At 40.8% G+C, this 21,417-nt stretch carries 17 protein-coding genes, 1 tRNA gene, 1 pseudogene and 1 riboswitch; of the genes and pseudogenes, 6 read left to right on the top strand and 13 right to left on the bottom strand.

Going from position 1 to position 21,417, the window contains the following annotated elements; translation table 11 throughout:
• Positions 1 to 195: 195 nt before the first annotated feature.
• The 3 genes and pseudogenes from Q4A91_RS07085 (at position 196) to Q4A91_RS07095 (ending at position 2,143) form a co-directional block, all read left to right on the top strand.
• Positions 196 to 522 carry a PadR family transcriptional regulator gene (locus Q4A91_RS07085; protein ID WP_000273868.1) on the top strand — a complete coding sequence of 109 codons (327 nt, stop codon included), beginning with the start codon at positions 196 to 198 and terminating at the stop codon, positions 520 to 522.
• Positions 509 to 1,107: pseudogene (locus Q4A91_RS07090) on the top strand (DUF1700 domain-containing protein). Before Q4A91_RS07085 ends, Q4A91_RS07090 begins: the two are co-directional and overlap by 14 nt.
• A complete protein-coding gene (locus tag Q4A91_RS07095) occupies positions 1,100 to 2,143 on the top strand; it encodes a DUF4097 family beta strand repeat-containing protein (protein ID WP_303212310.1) in 1,044 nt (347 codons plus the stop codon). The pseudogene Q4A91_RS07090 and the gene Q4A91_RS07095 overlap by 8 nt, the downstream one beginning before the upstream one ends.
• A gap of 137 nt (positions 2,144 to 2,280) precedes the next feature.
• Here Q4A91_RS07095 and Q4A91_RS07100 read toward each other — a convergent pair whose 3' ends face one another.
• The 8 genes from Q4A91_RS07100 to Q4A91_RS07135 all read right to left on the bottom strand — a co-directional run bounded on the left by Q4A91_RS07100 (position 2,281) and on the right by Q4A91_RS07135 (position 11,050).
• Positions 2,281 to 3,480 carry an ABC transporter permease gene (locus Q4A91_RS07100; protein WP_303212313.1) on the bottom strand — a complete coding sequence of 400 codons (1,200 nt, stop codon included), beginning with the start codon at positions 3,478 to 3,480 and terminating at the stop codon, positions 2,281 to 2,283.
• Positions 3,477 to 4,370, bottom strand: coding sequence for an ABC transporter ATP-binding protein (locus tag Q4A91_RS07105; RefSeq protein ID WP_303212315.1), 894 nt, complete (start codon positions 4,368 to 4,370; stop codon positions 3,477 to 3,479). The genes Q4A91_RS07100 and Q4A91_RS07105 overlap by 4 nt, the downstream gene beginning before the upstream one ends.
• Before the next feature lie 252 nt (positions 4,371 to 4,622).
• Positions 4,623 to 7,028 (bottom strand): phenylalanine--tRNA ligase subunit beta, encoded by a 2,406-nt coding sequence (gene pheT / locus Q4A91_RS07110; RefSeq protein WP_303212317.1) that lies wholly within the window; start codon positions 7,026 to 7,028, stop codon positions 4,623 to 4,625.
• A 75-nt stretch (positions 7,029 to 7,103) separates the two neighbouring features.
• Positions 7,104 to 7,613, bottom strand: a complete 510-nt coding sequence (locus Q4A91_RS07115) for a GNAT family N-acetyltransferase (protein WP_303212320.1) — start codon at positions 7,611 to 7,613, stop codon at positions 7,104 to 7,106.
• On the bottom strand, positions 7,613 to 8,659 hold the full coding sequence (gene pheS / locus Q4A91_RS07120; RefSeq protein WP_303212323.1) for a phenylalanine--tRNA ligase subunit alpha: 1,047 nt from the start codon (positions 8,657 to 8,659) through the stop codon (positions 7,613 to 7,615). The genes Q4A91_RS07115 and pheS overlap by 1 nt, the downstream gene beginning before the upstream one ends.
• Positions 8,660 to 8,931: 272 nt before the next feature.
• Entirely contained in the window at positions 8,932 to 9,582 is a 651-nt protein-coding gene (locus tag Q4A91_RS07125) for a phosphatase PAP2 family protein (RefSeq protein WP_049519741.1), read from the bottom strand.
• Positions 9,572 to 10,135 (bottom strand): ECF transporter S component, encoded by a 564-nt coding sequence (locus Q4A91_RS07130; protein WP_303212326.1) that lies wholly within the window; start codon positions 10,133 to 10,135, stop codon positions 9,572 to 9,574. The genes Q4A91_RS07125 and Q4A91_RS07130 overlap by 11 nt, the downstream gene beginning before the upstream one ends.
• A 153-nt stretch (positions 10,136 to 10,288) precedes the next feature.
• A riboswitch (FMN riboswitch) is annotated at positions 10,289 to 10,506 on the bottom strand.
• 40 nt (positions 10,507 to 10,546) lie between these two features.
• Positions 10,547 to 11,050: a tRNA (cytidine(34)-2'-O)-methyltransferase gene (locus tag Q4A91_RS07135; RefSeq protein ID WP_303212328.1), complete on the bottom strand. Its 504-nt coding sequence runs from the start codon at positions 11,048 to 11,050 to the stop codon at positions 10,547 to 10,549.
• 400 nt (positions 11,051 to 11,450) lie between these two features.
• Between Q4A91_RS07135 and trkA the strand changes: the two genes are divergently transcribed.
• A complete protein-coding gene (trkA, locus tag Q4A91_RS07140; RefSeq protein WP_303212331.1) occupies positions 11,451 to 12,800 on the top strand; it encodes a Trk system potassium transporter TrkA in 1,350 nt (449 codons plus the stop codon).
• Between the two features lie 3 nt (positions 12,801 to 12,803).
• Positions 12,804 to 14,243, top strand: coding sequence for a TrkH family potassium uptake protein (locus Q4A91_RS07145; RefSeq protein WP_303212333.1), 1,440 nt, complete (start codon positions 12,804 to 12,806; stop codon positions 14,241 to 14,243).
• A gap of 88 nt (positions 14,244 to 14,331) precedes the next feature.
• On the opposite strand, the gene Q4A91_RS07150 is transcribed toward Q4A91_RS07145, so the two are convergent.
• The 5 genes from Q4A91_RS07150 to Q4A91_RS07170 form a co-directional block, all read right to left on the bottom strand.
• A complete protein-coding gene (locus tag Q4A91_RS07150) occupies positions 14,332 to 15,261 on the bottom strand; it encodes an ATP-binding cassette domain-containing protein (RefSeq protein WP_303212336.1) in 930 nt (309 codons plus the stop codon).
• Between the two features lie 10 nt (positions 15,262 to 15,271).
• Positions 15,272 to 16,339: an ABC transporter ATP-binding protein gene (locus tag Q4A91_RS07155; protein WP_173259013.1), complete on the bottom strand. Its 1,068-nt coding sequence runs from the start codon at positions 16,337 to 16,339 to the stop codon at positions 15,272 to 15,274.
• Positions 16,340 to 16,347: 8 nt separating this feature from the next.
• On the bottom strand, positions 16,348 to 17,274 hold the full coding sequence (gene oppC, locus Q4A91_RS07160) for an oligopeptide ABC transporter permease OppC (protein WP_125441568.1): 927 nt from the start codon (positions 17,272 to 17,274) through the stop codon (positions 16,348 to 16,350).
• A complete protein-coding gene (locus tag Q4A91_RS07165; protein ID WP_303212343.1) occupies positions 17,274 to 18,770 on the bottom strand; it encodes an ABC transporter permease in 1,497 nt (498 codons plus the stop codon). The genes oppC and Q4A91_RS07165 overlap by 1 nt, the downstream gene beginning before the upstream one ends.
• 66 nt (positions 18,771 to 18,836) lie before the next feature.
• Positions 18,837 to 20,816, bottom strand: a complete 1,980-nt coding sequence (locus Q4A91_RS07170) for a peptide ABC transporter substrate-binding protein (RefSeq protein WP_303212345.1) — start codon at positions 20,814 to 20,816, stop codon at positions 18,837 to 18,839.
• 298 nt (positions 20,817 to 21,114) lie between these two features.
• On the opposite strand from Q4A91_RS07170, the gene Q4A91_RS07175 reads away from it, so the two are divergent.
• Positions 21,115 to 21,185, top strand: a tRNA-Cys gene (locus tag Q4A91_RS07175).
• The last annotated feature ends 232 nt before the right edge of the window (positions 21,186 to 21,417 follow it).

A 21,417-nucleotide genomic window follows, 5' to 3' on the forward strand; every position in this document is an offset into this window, starting at 1 on the left:
CTACTATACAGGATTTATTCCTTTTTGTGTTTACACAAGATATTTTACAGTATCTATGTTTTTGCGTAATATCATTACAAACTATTTTGTTGAATTATATATTTTTTTATATATCATACTTGACAATTATTCTAAAAGAAGGCAAGCTATATATAAATTAATTATATATATTTTTTTTACATAAGGAGGTGGTTCATGTATTTCCCTACATCCTCAGCTTTAATAAAATTTCTCATCCTTGCCATTCTTGAAAAAGATGATTCCTACGGTTATGAGATTAGTCAGACCATTAAGCTAATTGCTAACATCAAAGAGTCTATTCTTTATCCCATACTAAAAAAGCTGGAACAAAATGATTATCTCGCAACTTATTCGAAGGAAAAACAGGGGCGTAAACGAAAATACTATACACTTACTTCTTACGGATATGAATACCTACTTACTCTGAAAGAAGAGTGGAAACTTTATACTACAACAATCAACGGCATCGTAGAAGGGAGCATTCGACATGACAAAAACTGAATATCTAGCTGAGCTAGAAAAGTATCTAAAAAACTACCACGTAAGGACTACGAAGAAACTATAGAACATTTCACTGAGTATTTTGACGAAGTGGGACCTGAAGGTGAAATAGCCGCTATTGCTGATTTAGGTAATCCAAAGGAGGCAGCTCATGAAATTATGATACACCTTTTGGACAAAAAGATAGAAGAAGATGATCAAAAGAATAATTCAGCAAATAGTACAAAGAATATCGTTCAAATTTCTATTCTGTCAATTTTGGCAGCTCCCTTAGCTATCCCCCTTTTTATAGTAGCTATAGTCTTAACTTTTGTTTTCTTTTTATTCATTTTTACTCTGGCTTTCCTAATGGCTATTGTTAGTTTAGCTCTCTTTATATTCGGTGCAAGCTTAATCTGGGAAGCTCTCACACTAGGACTATCTACCTCCATCCCAGCATTCCTATTTATTCTTGGATTCAGTATTATTGCCTTAGGACTCTCTGGGTTCTTCTTCTCAAATATCTCTCCGATTGTTCAGTTTGGTAAAGCTGGCTTTGTCAAGCTAGCACAAGTATTTGCAAAGAAAGGAGCACATTATGGCTAATATGAACTCGAAGAAAAAATTTTTATCTATAGCTATCTTAGCTTGTATCTTAGGCGTTGCTTTGACGGCCATCGGATCTGCAACAGGTGGATTCAATGATTTAATCAACTCTACTAAAAATAAATTAAAGGCAACAAAAACCGAAGAAAGTTTCTCTGAAATTTCTTCTTTAACTGTAAATCTAGCAATGAGAAACCTTGTTGTCGATGAATCCTCTGATGATAATGTCCATTTAAGCTATTACCAACACGACCACAACTATCAGATTAACAATGATACGTTTGGAAAACTCACGGTAAACTCTGAAAATGGAAAATTAAATCTCAGAGAAGAAAATTCAGGGGGCTTTCATATAAGCTCTGGAATCCAATCTCTCCTCAGTTTATTTAGTAACGAGTATCAGGAAAAAAACGTTGTTTACCTCACTCTACCAAAGGGAACCAAACTTGAGACGTTTAATAGTAGCTCCTCGCTTGGAGATATTACACTATCTAATTTATCAGCAAATAACACTGAAATTACTTTATCCAAGGGAAATCTAACAATCAACAATAGTCAATTCTTTTCTAACAAAATCCGTAACGCTCTTGGAGATATTACTCTAAACAATAGTCAAATTAGCTCTGGAGAACTCAAAGATTCTTCGGGTAATATCGGACTAAATAATAGTCATTTTGAAACTGGTGAAATCACTGCTGCTCTGGGCGATATCAATCTAAATTCAAGTAAAATTTCCGACACTAGTTTAAAAATATCTAGTGGCTCAATAAGTTCCAAGCAATTAGACTTCGTTGGAAACATCTCCATCACTAATCAGCTAGGAGATATCAACCTGCAACTGGTTCCCAATAGTTTGAATAAACTATCCTTCGATCTAAAAACAACTCTTGGTGATATTGATATCCCTAACGGTATCAATGTAGAATACACTAAAGACAGCAAGTATACTGGTAATACTCTCGTTCACAAAATTGAAAATCCTACTGCCACTCTCACTATTACTGCAAAAAGTGGAAATATTAAGCTAAACGAATAAATCATTTTTCACCTAGTACTATGTATTTTTAGTTATTGTTTCTAAAGAAAGTATTAGGATAAAAACACTCAAAAAGGATAAGATTTCACTTGAATCTTATCCTTTTGTTATTTTATATTTTCTTTTAATCCGCAAACCTATTTATAAGCTAAGGCACGTTTAAAGGTTTTCCAGATTCCCAAATCATCTGTTTGAAGGACTAGACTAGCATACATGCGTCCGATAAAGGCTGTTGCAGTGACTGCAAAAACAACCGTTATGGCAAGCGAAATCCAAGCTTCTAGACCACTTGCATACCCATTTATAGCTCTAAATGGCATAAAGAAGGTCGAAATAAATGGAATGTAAGACCCAATTTTCAGAACTAAATTGTCCCCAGCAGCACCTAGAGAGGTCACACCGACAAATCCTGCTATAATCAAGATCATCAATGGCGACAAGGCCTTTCCTGAATCCTCAGGGCGAGAAACCATAGATCCTAGGAAAGCTGCTAAAACAACGTACATAAAGAGGCTAACCAAGACAAACAATAAGGTATCGAGCGAGAAGGCCTCTCCTAGATGATTTAAAATTCCAGATTGTGCCAAGATAGGGATATCTTTAAAGAGCAGAATGGCAGCAAGTCCACCCACGACGTAAATGCCAATATGAGTCAAAATCACAAGAAGCAGAGCCAGCATGCGAGCGTAAAAATAATGACTTGCTCGGATACTTGAGAAGACCACCTCCATGATTTTGGTTCCTTTCTCGCTAGCTACTTCCTGAGCAGTGACATTAGCATAGGTAATCAAAATCATATAAAGGAAGAAGCCAAGCCCTGCGGCCGCAATGGTTTGAACAATTTTTTTGTTTTCCTTAGATTCATCAATTTTCTCAGTAAAGTCAACGGTTTGACTCAGGCGTTTTTCCTGTTCTTGAGACAAATTAGCTGCCGAACGATTGAGTTGGTATTGCAGTTCGTTTAACTTATTGGTTACTGCTAGTTTGATACCTGTTTCAAGAGAAGTTTCACCATGATAGACGGCCTTGAGGGCACTGTCCTCTTGGTCAATGGTTAGGTAACCCTTGATTTTCTCATCCTTGATAGCAGCCTGGGCACTGGCTTCATCCTTATAATCAAAGTTGATACCATTGGTACCCTTGAGCCCTTCTTCCACAGATGGCACCGTTGTCACTACTGCTATCTTGCTATTCTTGGCCATAGAAGACCCTTGGAGATAGCCGATTCCTACAGATAAGGCTAAAAAGAGGAACGGCGAAATCACCATAAAGAAGAAACTCCACGACTTGACATGTCGAAGATAGGTTTCCTTCATTACAACCCACATATTTCTCATACTTCCACCCCTGATTCTAGTTTAAAGATTTCATCGATTGTTGGAGCTTGTTGGTCAAAGGTCGAAATATATTGACCTTGAGTGAGGATTGGGAAGAGTTCCCTTCCAGCGCTCTCGTCATCGAGGATCAATTTCCAACTTCCTTGCTTGGTCAAGCTCACCTGTTTGACATGAGGAAGTTTTTCCAGTTCTTCCTTGCTTCGTTCACTTGAAACAAAGAGACGTGTTTTCCCGTATTGATTGCGAACATCCTGAACTGGTCCATGCAAGACCACACGCCCATCACGAATCATCAGAATATCATCGCAAAGTTCCTCAACGTTGGTCATGACATGGTCAGAAAAGATAATGATTGCACCGCGCTCTTTCTCTTTCAAGATGACCTGCTTGAGCAACTCGGTATTGACTGGATCCAAACCACTAAAAGGCTCATCCAAAATAATCAAGTCTGGCTCATGGATTAGGGTGATAATCAGCTGAATTTTCTGTTGATTCCCTTTTGACAGACTCTTGATTTTGTCGGTCAATTTGCCCTTCACTTCCAATTTTTCCATCCATTGAGGGAGTTTTTCCTTGACTTCTTTAGCATCCATGCCCTTTAGAGTCGCCAAGTAACGAACTTGCTCAAGGACTGTCAACTTGGGCATGAGACTACGTTCCTCAGGCAGATAACCAATCCGTGCATAGGTTTCCTGACGAATCTCCTGCCCATCCAGACTGATCTCTCCTTGATACTCTAAAAATTTCAACATACTGTGGAAAATCGTTGTTTTCCCAGCACCATTCTTCCCGACCAAGCCCAGAATCCTTCCCGAACTTGCCTGAAAATCGACACCAAACAAGACTTGCTTGGGACCGAAACTTTTCTCTAGATTTCTTACTTCTAGCATTTTCCACCTCCGAAATATGTTGCACTTATTATACTCCTTTTTGATAGCCTTTACAAGGATTTATGTACATTTTTATCTTGTTCATCCTTCCTTAAAAACTAAACTCTCTAAGGATTTTGAGTACCCAAGTGATAGAACAATTATAGCCCATTAAAGTGCATACAGATGCTTCTACTCCTCAATTGTCCATTTTTGATCCTGAACTGTCCTTTTGAAACTAAAAATCCACCCCGAAGGATGGATTTTAGACTATTAACGCACTTCTGCATTCACTTTTTCTTCGAGTGATGCTTGGATTTTTTCCATATAGCGTGCAACTTCTTCGTCTGTCAAGCTATCTTCTGGATTTTGGAAGGTTAAGCTATAGGCCATTGACTTCATGCCAACTCCCAGTTTTTCGCCTGAGAAGACGTCAAAGAGTTTGATATCTGTCAATCGTTTCACGCCGGCAGCTCGGATAGCGTCTACAACTTCTTGGTGAGTGACTTCTGCCTTGAGAAGTAGGGCCACGTCACGGCTGACTGCTGGGAATTTTGTGATTTCCACAAATGGAGCAGCTGGTTGAAGGGCAGCTTCGATGGCTGAAAGGTTGAGCTCCGCTACATACGTTTCTGGGATATCGTAAGCCTTGGCAGTTACTGGATGTACTTGGCCAAGGAAACCAAGAACTTGGTCACCGAGTGAAATCACAGCTGTACGGCCTGGGTGAAGGCTAGCAATCTCAGCTGTTGCTGTATAAGTCACTTCAAGTCCCAAGCGAGTAAAGAGCGCTTCAAGGATTCCCTTAGCATAGAAGAAATCAACTGGAACTGCTGCCGTTTGGAAATCTTTTTCAGCAACCAAGCCGGTTAAGGCAAAGGCAAAACTGTTGATTTCGTTTGGCAATTCTTCTTTTGGATTGCCTGTTTGTTCAAAGACTTTTCCAATCTCGTAAAGTGCCAAGTTTTTGTTCTTACGAGCTACGTTGTAGGCAACTGTATCAAGGATACCTGAGACCATATTTTGACGGAGAACGGAACGGTCCACAGTCATTGGCCACATAAGTTCTGTAAGGTTACTTGGTTGAGCTGTAAACTCAACTGCTTTTTCAGGCGTTGTCAGAGCGTAGGTGATGATTTCTGTCAAACCAGCTCCTTCAGCAATGGTACGAACTTGACGGCGCAATTTTTGTGTCGCAGTCAATTCACCTGCTGTACCATCGTCTTTTGGAAGACTAGTTGGCAAGCGATCATAACCATAGATACGGGCGATTTCTTCAAAGAGGTCAGCTTCGATAGTGATATCCCAACGACGACGAGGTACGCTGACTGTAAAGCTTTCTGCATTGCCAGAAAGGCCAAAGCCAAGACGACGGAAGACATCTTCCACATCAGCATAGGAAAGCTCCGTACCAAGGACGCGGTTAACGTCTGCAAGGGTTGAAGAAACTTCCACATCAGAAGTATCAAGCTCTCCTGCTGAAACGATGCCCTTACGCACTGTCGCACCTGCAAGATCAGCAATCATGCTAGCTGCCGCATCAAGGGCTTCATTGACAGTTGCCACGGTGATCCCTTTTTCAAAGCGAGAAGATGATTCAGAGCGAAGGTTGAGGCGTCCGCTAGTCTTGCGGATAGATTTACCATTGAAAACAGCAGCTTCAAGGACAACGCGACTAGATTTCTCAGAGATTTCTGTTGCTTGTCCGCCCATGACACCTGCAAGGGCGACTGGCTTGTCAGCCACAGTGATGACTAAGTCATTTGTTTCCAAATCACGTTCTTCACCGTCCAAGGTCACTAATTTTTCACCAGCACGCGCTTCACGCACACGGATATCAGTCCCTTCAAAGGTATCCAAGTCAAAGGCATGCATCGGTTGACCAAAGTAAAGCAGGATGTAGTTGGTTACGTCTACGACATTGTTAATCGGACGGATGCCTTCGTTCATAAGGAGGTTTTGCAACCATTGTGGACTTGGTGCGGTGGTCACATTGTCCAAGATACGGGCTGCATAGTAAGGCGCCTTGTCGGTATCGATACTTACAGAAAGTGCATCTGCTGCAGATTCATTTGTTTCTGTTAAACTGAATTCTTTAAAGTTGACTGCCTTGTCATAGATGGCTGCCACTTCATGAGCCACCCCACGCATAGACAGAGCGTCTGCACGGTTTGGCGTGATAGAAAGTTCGATGATTTCGTCATCCAAGTCTAGGTATGAGAAGACTTCCTCACCTGGTACTGCATCTTGAGGCAATATTTGGATTCCATCTGCGAATTCCTTCGGTACAACCGAGTCAGAAATACCTAATTCACCAAGCGAACAGATCATTCCAAGTGACTCCAAGCCACGGATTTTCCCTTTTTTGATTTTGTAGTTGTCAGCGATACGAGCTCCTGGAAGAGCTACCATGACCTTGATACCAGCACGCACATTTGGGGCACCACAAACGATCTGACGGGCTTCTTCTTCGCCAACGTTAACCTGACAGACATGCAAGTGTGTTTCTGGCACATCTTCGCAAGACAAAACCTCACCGACGACAATTTTTGAGAGACCAGCAGCCGGTGATTCGACACCTTCGACCTCGATCCCTGTAGTTGACATTTTCTCAGCCAACTCTTGTGATGGCACATCAATGTCCACCAATTCTTTTAACCATTTATAAGATACAAGCATAATTTAGTTCTCCAGAATGACAGTTGCCACTCTAGTTTTTTCCTTTCCTATCATTTCAATAGAAGAATCCTCTTCTTACCTTAATTTCTTTTTCAGTAACCAATCTGTATCTACTTTTTGACCAACCATAAAACTATGTTGGCTAAATTTCTCAAAACCATATCGGTTATAAAACGCTTGAGCTTTTGTATTATGCTCCCAAACACCTAACCAAGCCCAGGAAAAACTATTTTTGGTAGCAAGTTCAAGAGCGAATTCAAACAGTTGTTTACCTAAGCCAAATCCTTGGAATTTTTGTAGCACATAGAGGCGTTGAATTTCAAAAGCATCCTCTAATTCTCTCTCAGTCTGAGCACTTCCCCAGTTGACTTTGAGAAAACCAGCTATCTCCTCTTCATGCATAATGAAATAGGTTTCGGAATCTGGATTTTCCAACTCAGTTGACAAAACTCTCAGACTATAAGTCTTTTCAAAGTATTCCTGTAACTGCTCTTCCGTATTATCATGAGCAAATGTTTCACGAAAGGTTTGTTTGGCAATTTTGGACAACGCCCGAATATCTGCCTTTTCTACTTTTCTAATCATTATTTAAACTGTTCTGAGAAGCGGACATCTCCTTGATAGAATCCACGAATATCGTTGATTCCGTAACGGAGCATGGCTACGCGCTCTTGTCCAAGACCAAAGGCAAATCCAGAATAAACAGTCGCATCGATTCCACTCATTTCAAGGACACGTGGGTGAACCATACCGGCCCCCATAATCTCAATCCAACCTGTTTTCTTACATACGTTACAGCCTTCTCCACCACACTTGAAGCAGGAAACATCCACCTCAACAGATGGCTCTGTGAATGGGAAATAAGATGGACGCAGACGGATCTGACGCTCTTCACCAAACATTTTTTGAACAATCAACTGAAGGGTTCCTTGAAGGTCTGCCATAGAGATGTTTTTCCCAACAACCAACCCTTCGATTTGGTGGAATTGGTGACTATGGGTTGCATCGTCCGTATCACGACGGAACACACGTCCTGGTGAGATCATCTTCAAAGAACCTTTTGAAAAATCATGAGCATCCATGGCACGCGCTTGAACAGGTGACGTGTGAGTACGGAGCAAGATTTCTTCTGTGATGTAGAAAGTATCCTGCATATCGCGAGCTGGGTGATCTTTTGGAAGGTTCATACGCTCGAAGTTATAGTAGTCTTGCTCCACTTCAAAACCATCCACGACTTGGTAACCCATCCCAATGAAAATATCTTCGATTTCTTCACTGGTTTGTGTCAAAACGTGACGGTGACCAGTCGCAACTGGGCGACCTGGAAGTGTCACATCAATGCTCTCACTTGCTAGTTGAGCTGCGACTTTCTTTTCTTCCAAGAGCTTAGCTGTTTCTTCAAAGGCCGCTGTCAAAACATCACGCGCTTCATTAACATGTTTCCCGATGATTGGACGCATCTCAGCAGAGACATCCTTCAGCCCTTTGAGGATTTCCGTAAGCGATCCTTTTTTACCAAGGACAGAGACACGCAAGTCTTGCATCTCTTTTTCATTTTCAGCAGTAATCTGCTTCAAGCTAGCCAGCGTTTCTTCGCGAAGCGCTTTTAATTGTTCTTCAATAGTTGACATAATTCCTCCATCAGTCTCTCGTAGATAAAAAGAAAACCACATGCCAAAAACTCCACTCGGAGCGTTGACACGCGGTACCATCCGTTTTCATCTGACAAGTCAGACCTTCATTTCTAAATCCATGCGCAAGTGAATTCACCCAGCTTTCATATAGAGAGCTTGCAGTCACGGCTCTCCTCCCTGATATACTTCCCTTTAGTTACTAGTCTTGCGGATTTCTATTCAATTACTACTTAGTTTATCAGATTTTTACCATTCTTGCAAGACCTATCTCACTTCTGCTTGCCTTTAAATCGCCATTGGAAGCGAAGCTTGTCATAGAAAGGAAATTCGATAAACAAGACTCCCAAGCCCACACAGAAACTGGCAAGAACATCTGATGGGTAGTGAACGCCCAGATAGACCCGAGATAGCAGCACACTGACTAGGTAGACCCCAAGGACGATTTGCACAATTTTTCTCCAAACTGGATCTTTAATCCGTTGACTGAGAATGACAATCAAAGTCCCTACCATCAGCGTCACTGCCAGAGAATGGCCACTTGGAAAAGAAAATCCCTTCTCCTCTACCAAGTGTAAAATAGCTGGCCGTGGGCGCTGGTAGATGTTTTTAAAGGTCACAATTAAGAGACCGGCTAAGGCTAGATTACCCGCCATGAAGTAGCTTTCTATCTTCCACTGCTTACGATAAAAGATAAAAGCTGCGATGGCAACCCAGGTAATGATTACTGGGATATCAATCAAATGCGTAAGCGCACGGAATAGAACTGTCAAATAATCTGGCAAGTCCCCACGAAGGGCAGTCTGAAGCGGTTGATCAAAACCGACCAGCGTTTCAGGATAGAACTTAACCATATAGCCAAGAAGGACGAAAAGTAAAAGGGCAAAACTGCCCTTCATTAAAAATGTTTGTTTATCTCTCATAATGTTTTAAGGTTGGTTTCAAGAGGACGTATAACAACCAGAATGAAACGGCAAAGATTACACCCTCAATCAAGTTAAAAGGTAATACCATAGTCATTAGGTAGTTGGAAAGTCCCAAAATTTTTCCAATATCAAAGTTGGCAAACTTCGCGTACAAAGGAACAGCATAGACATAGTTGAGAACCAACATAGCAGCAGTCAAGCCGACAGTTCCCACTAGAGATGCTAGTAGGAAACGAAGGGTGCTGCGTTCCTTTTTCCAAATCAAACCAAAGGCGATAACAAAAACTCCCAAGGCTACGATATTCATTGGCAAGCCAATGTAAGTATTCACTCCCTGGATATTGAGAAGCAACTTCAAGAGTGATCGCAACAAGAGAATGCCTAGAGCAGCAGGCAAATCCATCACCACCAAGCCCACAAGGACTGGCAAGATACTAAACTCGATCTTGAGGAAGGTTGCCGCTGGCAAGAGCGGAAAGTCAAAGTACATCAGCACAAATGAAATGGCTGATAAAATCGCAATGGTCGAAAGTCGACGTGTGTTTGTCATAACAGGTTCCTCCAATTTTCTATAAAATCAGAAGAAGTTGGAAAGGATCCCTCTATCTATTCTCACTTTTTATATCCCAAAAGTTCCCTCTCACTCTTTTGAGCAAGCGGTTGCAATTCATCTATAAACTCATCAGAACAGACAAAGCCATTCTTTCGTCTTCTCCCATCCAGACTATACTGTCGGTTGTGGAATCGCACCACATCAGCTTGCGCTCGCGGACTTCTTTAACTAAGATATTTTGGATTAATCTAGGCGTCGCAGTCGAAGATAATACTTAAGTATATCGAGACAAGACAACGAAGAGTAAGCCAAAATAGCTAGTTAAAGTCACCGCCGGTCGGGAATCTCACCCAGCCCTGAAGACCCCTTTATCATAACAAAAAACGCTTGCAAGTGCAAGCATTTTGATTATTTCAATTTATCTGCTTCATAGGTGTGAACAAGCTCAAGACCTGCAAAATTCTGCTGACGAAGTGCTTCATAGACAATCATGCAGACGGTATTGGAAACATTGAGACTGCGGACATGTTCATCATTCATAGGAATACGGAGGGCTTTCTCAGGATGTTCTCGCATAAAGTCCTCAGGCAAGCCCTTGTCTTCACGTCCAAAGAGAAAATAAGGGTCCTCGTCCGCCGATAAATCTGCTTCAGAATAGACTTTTTCCGCAAATTTTGAAATCAGATAGAGTTTACCCTTCATCTGAGACATGAAATCTTCCAAACTGTCATAAAAATAAATCTCTAACTTATCCCAGTAGTCCAAACCAGCCCGCTTCATCTTGCGATCATCAATCGGAAATCCCATTGGTTTAATGATATGGAGGGGAGAATTGGTCGCAGCGCAAGTACGCGCAATGTTACCTGTATTTTGTGGAATCTGAGGCTCGAATAATACAATGTGATTTGTCATGGCTGGTTTCCTTTTATCATTGCAAAAAAATAGCCACACTGCCCGGAGTCAAGCTCAGCAAACAGCGTGGTTAAGGCATCGTTAACTTACCTCACAACAGGTTTGAAGTAAATCAGCGAAACTACTTTCTTAGTATAACACTTTCAGAATCATTGTCAATAGAAATGACTTGATTTTTTTACTTTTTTTGATGATATTTTCATGTTTGGTCATTCCCTTTCTGAAAAAGTATAGTAAAAGAGCCAAATCATTTCAAATCGGAGACATCGTTATAGAAATTAAGCAAATGTATCTTCAAAACGTGAAAAAGGCCTTTCTTCCCTTAAAAATCGCCTTAGTAACTGCATTTTTTGCTAAAAAAGGGTATGATAGTTACATCATGAAAAAGTAGGTTTTTTATATGAAAATTGTCCTTGTTGGTGGAGGGAAAGTTGGTTTCGCCCTCTGTCGTTCACTGGTTGCAGAAAACCATGACGTTGTCCTCATCGAACAAGATGAGGCTGTCCTCAATCACATTGTCAGTCGCTATGATATCATAGGTCTCCTTGGAAATGGTGCTGACTTCGCCATCTTGGAGCAAGCCGGTGTTCAAGAGTGCGATATCTTTATTGCTCTAACCGAACACGATGAAGTGAATATGATTTCAGCGGTACTTGCTAAAAAAATGGGCGCTAAAGAAACCATCGTTCGGGTTCGAAATCCTGAATACTCCAATGCCTATTTTAAAGAGAAAAATATTCTTGGATTTTCACTTATTGTTAATCCAGAACTCCTAGCAGCGCGTGCGATCTCAAATATCATTGATTTCCCTAATGCCCTCTCTGTCGAACGATTTGCTGGAGGTCGGGTCAGTCTCATGGAATTTGTTGTCAAGGATTCTAGCGGTCTTTGTCAAATGCCAATCTCAGACTTCCGTAAAAAGTTTGGGAATGTCATTGTCTGTGCCATGGAGAGAGATCATCAACTGATGATTCCAAGCGGTGATGTTATTATTCAAGACAAGGATAGGATTTTTGTTACGGGAAATCGTGTAGATATGATGCTTTTCCATAACTATTTTAAATCTCGTGCAGTGAAAAGCTTGCTTATCGTCGGAGCTGGAAAGATTGCTTATTATCTACTCGGCATTTTAAAAGACAGTCGCATTGATACCAAGGTCATCGAGATCAATCCTGAAAGAGCTCGTTTCTTCAGCGAAAAGTTCCCCAATCTCTATATTGTCCAAGGAGATGGAACTGCAAAAGACATTTTGCTGGAAGAAAGTGCTCCCCACTATGATGCAGTCGCAACCTTGACTGGGGTTGATGAGGAAAATATCATCACCTCAATGTTTCTTGACCGAGTTGGTGTCCATAAAAATATCACCAAGGTCAACCGAACAAGCCTTCTAGAGATTATCCACGCGCCTGATTTTTCGAGTATCATCACACCAAAAAGCATCGCAGTGGATACCATTATGCACTTTATCCGTGGTCGAGTAAACGCTCAATACTCAGACCTTCAAGCCATGCACCATCTCGCAAATGGTCAAATTGAAACTCTCCAATTCCAAATCAAGGAAGCTAATAAAATGACTGCCAAACCTCTATCACAGTTGAAATTGAAAAAAGGGGTACTCATCGCAGCCATTATCCGAAAAGGAAAAACAATCTTCCCTACTGGAGAGGATATGCTTGAGGTGGGAGACAAGTTACTCGTGACGACCTTATTGCCAAATATCACCAAAATTTATGATTTGATTGAGAGGTAAAAAATGAATAAAAGTATGATTCGTTACCTCCTCTCAAAACTTCTCTTGATTGAGGCTGTTCTTCTCCTAGTCCCTGTTAGTGTAGCGATCTATTACCAAGAATCCAGTCAAGTATTTATCGCTCTTTTTTCTACGATTGGAATTTTAGTCCTTCTCGGTGGTCTAGGCGTTTTACGGAAACCGAAAAATCAACGGATTTATGCCAAGGAAGGGGTCTTAATTGTTGCCCTCTGTTGGATTCTATGGTCTTTCTTTGGTGGCCTCCCCTTTGTCTTTTCAGGACAAATCCCCAGCGTCATCGATGCCTTCTTTGAAATCAGTTCTGGATTTACGACTACAGGAGCAACTATCCTGAACGATGTTTCCGTTCTCACTCGTTCCCTCCTCTTCTGGAGAAGTTTCACCCACTTGATTGGAGGGATGGGGGTACTCGTCTTTGCACTTGCCATTATGGACAATGCCAAGAATAGTCACTTGGAGGTGATGAAGGCTGAGGTCCCTGGTCCTGTCTTTGGCAAGGTCGTATCCAAACTAAAAAACACTGCCCAGATTCTCTATCTGCTTTATCTGGCTCTCTTCTCCCTTTTTGTGGTTATCTACTACCTAGCAGGCATGCCTCTCTATGATAGTTTTGTCATCGCTATGGGAACGGCAGGAACTGGGGGCTTTACCGTCTATAACGACGGAATTGCCCACTACGGTAGCTCACTCATCACCTATCTGGTTAGTATCGGAGTGTTGGTTTTTGGCGTTAACTTCAATCTCTACTACTACCTCATGCTCCGTCGGGTTAAGGCTTTCTTTGGAGATGAAGAACTACGAGCATATATCATCATTGTCCTAGTTTCTACCGGCTTGATTACGCTTAATACACTCCACCTCTATCAAGGTGTCTCTAAGAGTGTTGAAATGGCCTTCTTCCAGGTTTCCAATATCATCACGACAACAGGTTTTGGTTACGGAGATATTACCAACTGGCCCCTCTTCTCCCAATTTATCCTCCTCTTCCTCATGGGAATCGGTGGATCAGCTGGCTCAACCGCAGGTGGTCTTAAGGTGATCAGAGGACTTATCCTCTCTAAAATCGCAAAAAATCAGATTTTGTCCACCTTATCTCCTCACCGTGTTTTGACTCTACACATCAATAAAACTGTGATTGATAAGGATACCCAGCACAAGATTCTTAAATATTTTGCTATCTATATGATGATCATTCTCTCTCTCATCTTTATCGTCAGTCTTGATAGCAATGATTTTCTAGTCGTGACCAGTGCGGTCTTCAGCTGTTTTAACAATATCGGACCTATTCTAGGTACAACCTCGAGTTTTGCCATCTTTAGTCCCATCTCTAAAATCCTCCTCTCCTTTGCAATGATTGCAGGTCGCTTAGAGATTTACCCCATTTTGCTGCTCTTTATGAAACGTACCTGGTCTAAACGCTAATGATAATACAATCTCCCTTTTACAAGCTAGTAGAAGGGGAATTTTTCTATTAAAAATGAGAAGACCTTTCGGTCCTCTCTTAGTCTGTTTATTTTTTAAGATCTTCTTTGTATCGAGCAACTTCCGCTTGATTAGCCCAAACGTAGTGACCTGGACGGATTTCCACCATAGATGGCTTGTCTGTCTCATAGTCATGTTGGTCAGGATCGTAAACTTTCAAGACCTTCTTGCGTTCCAAGATTGGATCTGGAATCGGTACAGCAGATAGAAGTGCTTGAGTGTATGGGTGGACAGGATTGTTAAACAACTCCTCTGTCTCCGCCACTTCGACGATAACTCCCTTATAGATAACCGCGATACGATCTGAGATAAAGCGAACAACTGACAAGTCATGCGCGATAAAGAGATAGGTCAAGCCCAACTCTTTTTGGAACTTCTTGAGCAAGTTCAAGACTTGCGCACGCACTGAGACGTCCAAGGCTGAAATTGGCTCATCCGCAATAACGAAATCAGGTTCCATCACAAGGGCACGGGCAATCCCGATACGCTGGCGCTGACCACCAGAAAACTCGTGTGGATAACGGGTCAAGTGTTCTTTCAAAAGTCCAACTTCATGGATCATCTTTTGAACTTTTTCTTTACGATCTTCTTCATCTTTGAACAAGTGATAGTTGTAAAGACCTTCAGAGATGATATAGTCAACTGTCGCACGCTCATTCAAGCTAGCTGCAGGGTCCTGGAAAATCATCTGGATGCGACGGATCAAATCTGATGATTCCTTATGAGATTTTTTCCCATTAATTTTATGACCATCAAAGATGATTTCACCTTTACTAGTATTATTTAGACCAATAATGGCACGACCAATCGTTGTTTTCCCACTACCAGACTCACCAACAAGAGAGAAGGTTTCTCCCTTGTTGATAAAGAAGTTGGCGTTTTTAACCGCGACAAACTTCTTACTTCCTTCACCGAAGGAAATTTCTAAATCTTTAATTTCTACTAATTTTTCAGACATTTCCTTCCTCCTAGTCTTCTAGATGAGCAAAGCCCATTTTATCACGAATTTTGTCATGCAAATCTGCAATGACTCCAGGTTTTTCAACTTTAGGAGCATTCTCATGAAGCAACCAAGTCTTAGCCCAGTGGGTATCAGTGACTGAAAACTTAGGTGCTTTCTCTTCAAAATCAATTTGCATCGCATAATCTGAACGAAGGGCAAAGGCGTCACCTTTCAACTCAGTATAAAGAGAAGGTGGTGTTCCTGGGATAGAGTACAATTCCCCTTTATCATCAGCAAGCTGTGGCAAGCTAGACAAGAGACTCCAAGTGTATGGATGACGTGGATCGTAGAAGACTTCCTCGACAGTTCCGTATTCTACAATTTCACCAGCATACATAACCGCTACCTTATCGGCAATACTTGCTACCACACCAAGGTCATGGGTGATAAAGATGATGGTAAAGTGGTACTCATTTTGCAAGGTTTTAAGCAAATCAATAATTTGCGCTTGAATGGTAACGTCAAGGGCCGTTGTTGGCTCGTCACAGATCAAAATATCTGGACGACAGGCAAGGGCAATCGCAATAACGATACGTTGACGCATCCCTCCAGAATATTGGAAAGGATACTCGTCAAAACGTTTTTCAGCGTCTGGAATTCCGACCTTGTTCATATAGTCGATTGCCATCTCTTTGGCTTCCTTAGCTGTTTTCCCTTGGTGTTTAACGATCACTTCAGTGATTTGGCTACCGATTGTATTGATTGGGTCCAAACTTGTCATAGGGTCTTGGAAGATAGTCGCAATTTTAGCACCACGAATCTTCTCCCATTCTTTGTTAGAAGTAAGAGCAGTCAAGTCTTGTCCACGATAGTCGATGCTTCCTTGGGCAATACGTCCATTGTCTTCTAACATCCCTGTAAAGGTTTTTGTTAAAACAGATTTACCAGAACCGGACTCACCTACCAAGGCAAGAACTTCTCCTTCAATCAAGTCTAGAGAAACTCCTCGGATAGCCGTCAGAACTTTGTCACGAACGTCAAATTCCACGACAATATCACGAGCAGTCAAAATTACATTACTTTCTTTTGTCATGTCTACTCCTATCTATGTGTACGTGGATCACTAGCATCCGCTAGGTTTTGACCAACAACGAAAAGAGATAGGGATACCAAGATCAAGGTTGTCAACGGAATCCAGAATAAGTAAGCGTTGGTCGTAACGTTTTGTGAGTAATCTGAGATCAAACGTCCCAAACTTGGCACTGTTACAGGCAATCCCAATCCAAAGAAGGAAAGGAAGGCTTCATAAGAGATGAAGCTTGGCAACATCAAGGTCATTGTAGAAACAATAACAGATACCAATTGTGGCATGATGTTTTTAACAATGATTTTAAAGGTTGGTGTTCCAAGTGTTTGAGAAGCAAGGTTGTATTCCAAATCACGGTAACGCATGATTTGGATACGAATCATATAAGCAATTCCAATCCAAGTTGTCACACTCATGGCAAAAATCAGATTCCAGAAACCAGCACCGATTGAGTAAGTCAAGACAATGACAATCAAGAGAGATGGAATGTTTGAAATAATGTTATAAACTTCCATCATGACGCGGTCAACAGATTTTGAAATTCCCCAGATTCCACCAACAATAACCCCAATTACAAGGTTGATAAAAGTGGCAATTACAGAAATAAGGATAGAGTTACGCGCACCAAACCAAACCCCGTCAAACAAGGATTTACCATTGCTATCTGTACCAAACCAATGTTCAGCATTGGGTTTGATAAAACGAGCAGAAAAGTCATTGACCTTACTTACATCGTTGAAGTCAAAGTTTGAGAACATTGGGTAAATAAAGCTCATCAAGATAATGGCAACCAAAATCCCCAACATAAAGACGGTTGATTTTTTCTTTAGAAATTGTCTAAATACAGAACCCCAGTATGAATAGGCAGGAGCATCAATTGTTTCAGAGGCAAAATCGTCACGTTTTACGAACTGAAATTTTTCTTTATCGATTGTTGACATTATTTGCCTCCTTTCTCTGTCAATTTAATACGTGGGTCAAGCATGGTCATCCAGATATCTCCTACAAAGAGTGAGAAGATAGAAATACATGTAAAGATAAAGACAAGACCAACTACCATTGAGTTGTTTGATGCCTTAACAGAGTCAATCAACATTTTACCCATACCTGGGAAAGCAAAGACCGTTTCTGTCAATGTTGCACCACCAATAACTCCGATTACGGCACCAGGAATACCTGAAACCAAAGGAACCATGGCATTTTTAAAGATGTGTTTATTTGAAATTTCTTTTTCAGACAAACCTTTGGCACGAGCAAAACGTACGAAGTCCTGGGATTGCAAGTCGATCATGTAACGACGAATCCAGATAGCTGTACTTGGCGCACCCAATAAACCTAGAATAACTGCTGGTAAGACATAAGAACGCCAATCTCCAGCACCCAAGATAGGGAATGAATCAGGCAAACCAATAGATGAGCCAATCAAACGCACGATGTAAACCAAGGCAATCGTTGGAAGAGCAAGCAAGAAGGTTAGAGCACCTGTCGAGAAGCTATCAATCCAAGTATTCTTGTGGCGAGCCATAGCAGATCCAAGTGGAATCGCAATCGCATACGAAATAATCAAACCAATCAAACCAGCAACCGCTGAACTTGCAATCATTGATGGGTATTGATAATTGCTTTCTGTAGCTGTATATGGATCGTCTTTACCATAGTTGGCTACTTCACGCGCATCTGCTTGACTTGGAGATTTGTAGGTACGAGAGTAGATATCTACTGATGAAGTCTTTTTACCTGTAGGGAATTGAACTTCTGATGCCTTAGTTTGTCCCTGACCTTGTGTGATAACTTGAAGCACTGGTGTGCTTGCATAAGTTGGGTAAGAATCTCCCAAGTTAATGTTCACAAAATTTTGGTGTACAAATGGGAATTGATTGTTGAAATACAAAAGGTATTTGTGTTTTGTACCTGAACCAACCAATGACCAACCGATAGCAGGGTCATTTTCAAAACGAAGATAACGCTGCAAGTTTGGATTTTCAGGGTCTTGAATCTTGTTTGGATGATCAATGTCAATCAAGTTCGAATAGAATTTGAAAACACGTTCAAAAATCGGAATTTCACGCGTAGCATAGAATTGACCACTTTCTGAGAACACACCGAGTGTCCAACCATTTCCTAGTTGGTTGATGTATTTTTCATAGATTGCCTTATTGGTATCATTGGCATCCACTGTTACAGATGAGTCCATTGTGCTCGCTCTTTCTTGCAACTCTTTGGTATCGTAGTACTCGATATAGCCCATCCGTTCATAAACGGTATTTTCATAATTATCCCGCTTATCCGGCGTCGTTGCAATCTTGTTATAGTTGGTATCCTGCTTGAAAATCAGTTTTCGAGGAACCATCGTATAAATAATTGTGTAAGTCAAAGTTGTCACCAAGAAAATAGACAACAATGAACGCAATACACGCATAAAAATATATTTCTTCATATCGTTTCCTTTTAAAATCCCAAAAGAACCTTCTCCTCATGGAGAGAAAGTTCTCTTGAGAGTTATTTATTTAACGTGATTAGGCAATTCTTTTTGAACTTTTTCGTTTGATTCTTTTTTCTCTTTGAGCCATTTTTCACGAGCTTGTTCATAGTCAGCTTTTGTTACAATCTTGTCTTGTAACTGAATATACTTGAAGTATACGTCTGAACCCTTATCTCCAGATTGACTGTAAGACACAGAGAATGGCACAACACGAGAAATGATTGGTGCAGCACCACTTGATGACATAGCTGGCAAGAAGAGTGAGCTATCTGTCAACCAAGCTTGGGCAGCCGCATATTTTTCATAACGAACATTCAAGTCGTTAGTTTCCTTAGCAGCTTCATCAACTAACTTATCGTATTCTTTCAAACCAACTTGAGCTGCTGCAGCATTATCTGCACCTTCGTAACCCATGCATGTTTTTGTTTGTTCAGCACTCGTTGTTTTCAAGATATCAAGATAAGTTGATGGGTCTTCGTAGTCTGGACTCCATGCAACTGCTCCTGAGAGATCCCAATCTTCTGACGCAGCGCTTGCTGCGTAGTAAGTGATGTTGTTCAACTCATCTTTAGAAATTTGTTGGATATCGATAACTACATTATCTTCACCAAGTACTGTTTCAACGGATTGTTTGAAGGATTGAATACGTGCAATATAGTTTTTAGATGTTTGGTCTACTGGGATATCCAAGTGGATAGGGAATTTCACACCTTCTGCTTCCAATGCAGTTTTAGCTTTCGCAAATTCTGCCTTGGCTTTATCGGCGTTGAAAATTCCATCTTGACCATCCGCAAAGTTTACATTCTTCCACTCATCACCGTAAGCTACCATCTTTTCAGTTACCAAGTCACCGAAAGTTTTTTCACCTGCAGAGACAAAACCTGGTTTCACAAAGAGGTTACGAACTGCAAGAGGAGCACCTTCTTTACCATTAATTTGTGCTGAGTAAGAAGTACGGTCAAAGGCGAAGTTCAAAGCTTGACGGAAGTCCTTGTTCAGAAGAGCTTTCTTAGTAGAAGTCTTCTCTTCATTAGTTGTCTTAGAAGTGTATTTGTAACCTTGACGGTCAATGTTCACACCCAAACCAGCAATCCCTGGACCTGATGGAGTGTAGTAAATATTGTCTTTGTATGTTTCTTCTACCTTAGAGTAGTTCGAACTTGTTGGGTAAAGACGAGCATAGCTATAAGCTCCACTTGTAAAGTTACGTTCAATTGATTCTTGGTCCGACCCATCATAGAAAGCAAGGGTTACTTTATCAAGATGAACATTATCTTTGTCCCAATAGTTTTCATTCTTCACAAATTCGATAGATGACTTAGCAGTCAAACCTCTCAGCAAGAATGGTCCATTGTAAAGCAATGATGTAGGGTCAGTCGCTTTACCAAAATCAGATCCTTTTGATTTTTCAAATTCTTCGTTCAATGGCCAGAAGATCGAGTAGGCCAGCTTAGAGTTCCAGTATGGTTCTGGTTTGTTCAAAGTGTATTCAAGGGTGTAATCATCAACTGCTTTTACACCGACTGAAGCAAAATCTTTATTGTTTCCAGCTATATAGTCAGCTAGACCTTTAACTGAATCTTCTGCTAGATACTTAGCTGCTGATTTATTGTCAGCTGCGTGTTTCAAACCATTTACAAAGTCTTTGGCTGTTACTTCAGCGTACTCTTCCCCATCAGATGTCATCCATTTAACACCTTTGCGGATTTTGTAGGTATAGGTCAATCCATCTTTTGAGACTGACCAGTCTTCTGCAACTGCGGGAGTCAAATTCCCATATTTGTCATTTGTAAAGAGACCATCAATACCATTTGAAGTGGCAACCTTAGTACTTTGTTTCCCTGAAATGAGGTAATCCAAAGTTTCTGGATCAGCTGAATAAACATAGCCATAATTTTTTGGCGCTGTTGAATCAGATGATTTTGAAGAACCGCAAGCAGCTAGTACTCCTGCTGCTAATAAAGCAACTCCTGCTGCAACAAATACTCTACTTTTTTTCATGTTTTTAACTCCTCTTGAAAAATTTAGGCTTATTGGAAATTATAACATATATTTTTTAAAAAGTAAACGAATTTTCAGAATATTTAGGCGCATTTCCTCAAAAAACTTCTATTTGTCAAAATTTTTGCATTCTTTATTTGTTTCTGCAAGAAATACTTTCTAGTCTGACCCTCTTTAGAATGGGATTTTTACAAGCTTTTTCTCACTTCTTCGATCATCATCTGTTTTCTTAAATTGGATTTTAGAATAAGAAACTATTGACGGGAAATGATTTTCAAGGTATAATAATAAACGTTGAGGCGGTATAGCCAAGTGGTAAGGCACGGCTCTGCAAAAGCTTGATCGTCGGTTCAAATCCGTCTACCGCCTTTCAATACCTGAATGAACAGGAATTAACCAAATGAAAAGCCCAAAAAATCGGGCTTTTTTGTTAACCCTAATAGCTAGGGATAACTGTATCTACCCTCTAGATTTACAAAAAGCAGTGACTCAAGTCACTGCTTTATTGGCTCTATAATATCTGTAGTGGGTAAAAACCACTATGGAAATTACGGAGCTTTTTGAATACACAAAAAGTCCCATAAGACTTATAATGAAAAGC

This window comes from Streptococcus sp. (genome assembly GCF_030528045.1).
In the GTDB taxonomy this organism is placed as follows: Bacteria; Bacillota; Bacilli; order Lactobacillales; family Streptococcaceae; genus Streptococcus.

What these genes read in the sequence shown, in the direction of transcription:
- Q4A91_RS07125 (WP_049519741.1), bottom strand. Translation starts at nt 9,582, where the DNA reads ATGAGAGATAAACAAACATTTTTAATGAAGGGCAGTTTTGCCCTTTTA.
- Q4A91_RS07085 (WP_000273868.1), top strand. Translation starts at nt 196, where the DNA reads ATGTATTTCCCTACATCCTCAGCTTTAATAAAATTTCTCATCCTTGCC.
- Q4A91_RS07135 (WP_303212328.1), bottom strand. Translation starts at nt 11,050, where the DNA reads ATGACAAATCACATTGTATTATTCGAGCCTCAGATTCCACAAAATACA.
- Q4A91_RS07170 (WP_303212345.1), bottom strand. Translation starts at nt 20,816, where the DNA reads ATGAAAAAAAGTAGAGTATTTGTTGCAGCAGGAGTTGCTTTATTAGCA.
- oppC (WP_125441568.1), bottom strand. Translation starts at nt 17,274, where the DNA reads ATGTCAACAATCGATAAAGAAAAATTTCAGTTCGTAAAACGTGACGAT.
- Q4A91_RS07105 (WP_303212315.1), bottom strand. Translation starts at nt 4,370, where the DNA reads ATGCTAGAAGTAAGAAATCTAGAGAAAAGTTTCGGTCCCAAGCAAGTC.
- Q4A91_RS07165 (WP_303212343.1), bottom strand. Translation starts at nt 18,770, where the DNA reads ATGAAGAAATATATTTTTATGCGTGTATTGCGTTCATTGTTGTCTATT.
- pheT (WP_303212317.1), bottom strand. Translation starts at nt 7,028, where the DNA reads ATGCTTGTATCTTATAAATGGTTAAAAGAATTGGTGGACATTGATGTG.
- Q4A91_RS07095 (WP_303212310.1), top strand. Translation starts at nt 1,100, where the DNA reads ATGGCTAATATGAACTCGAAGAAAAAATTTTTATCTATAGCTATCTTA.
- pheS (WP_303212323.1), bottom strand. Translation starts at nt 8,659, where the DNA reads ATGTCAACTATTGAAGAACAATTAAAAGCGCTTCGCGAAGAAACGCTG.
- Q4A91_RS07130 (WP_303212326.1), bottom strand. Translation starts at nt 10,135, where the DNA reads ATGACAAACACACGTCGACTTTCGACCATTGCGATTTTATCAGCCATT.
- Q4A91_RS07100 (WP_303212313.1), bottom strand. Translation starts at nt 3,480, where the DNA reads ATGAGAAATATGTGGGTTGTAATGAAGGAAACCTATCTTCGACATGTC.
- Q4A91_RS07145 (WP_303212333.1), top strand. Translation starts at nt 12,804, where the DNA reads ATGAATAAAAGTATGATTCGTTACCTCCTCTCAAAACTTCTCTTGATT.
- Q4A91_RS07155 (WP_173259013.1), bottom strand. Translation starts at nt 16,339, where the DNA reads ATGACAAAAGAAAGTAATGTAATTTTGACTGCTCGTGATATTGTCGTG.
- Q4A91_RS07115 (WP_303212320.1), bottom strand. Translation starts at nt 7,613, where the DNA reads ATGATTAGAAAAGTAGAAAAGGCAGATATTCGGGCGTTGTCCAAAATT.
- trkA (WP_303212331.1), top strand. Translation starts at nt 11,451, where the DNA reads ATGAAAATTGTCCTTGTTGGTGGAGGGAAAGTTGGTTTCGCCCTCTGT.
- Q4A91_RS07150 (WP_303212336.1), bottom strand. Translation starts at nt 15,261, where the DNA reads ATGTCTGAAAAATTAGTAGAAATTAAAGATTTAGAAATTTCCTTCGGT.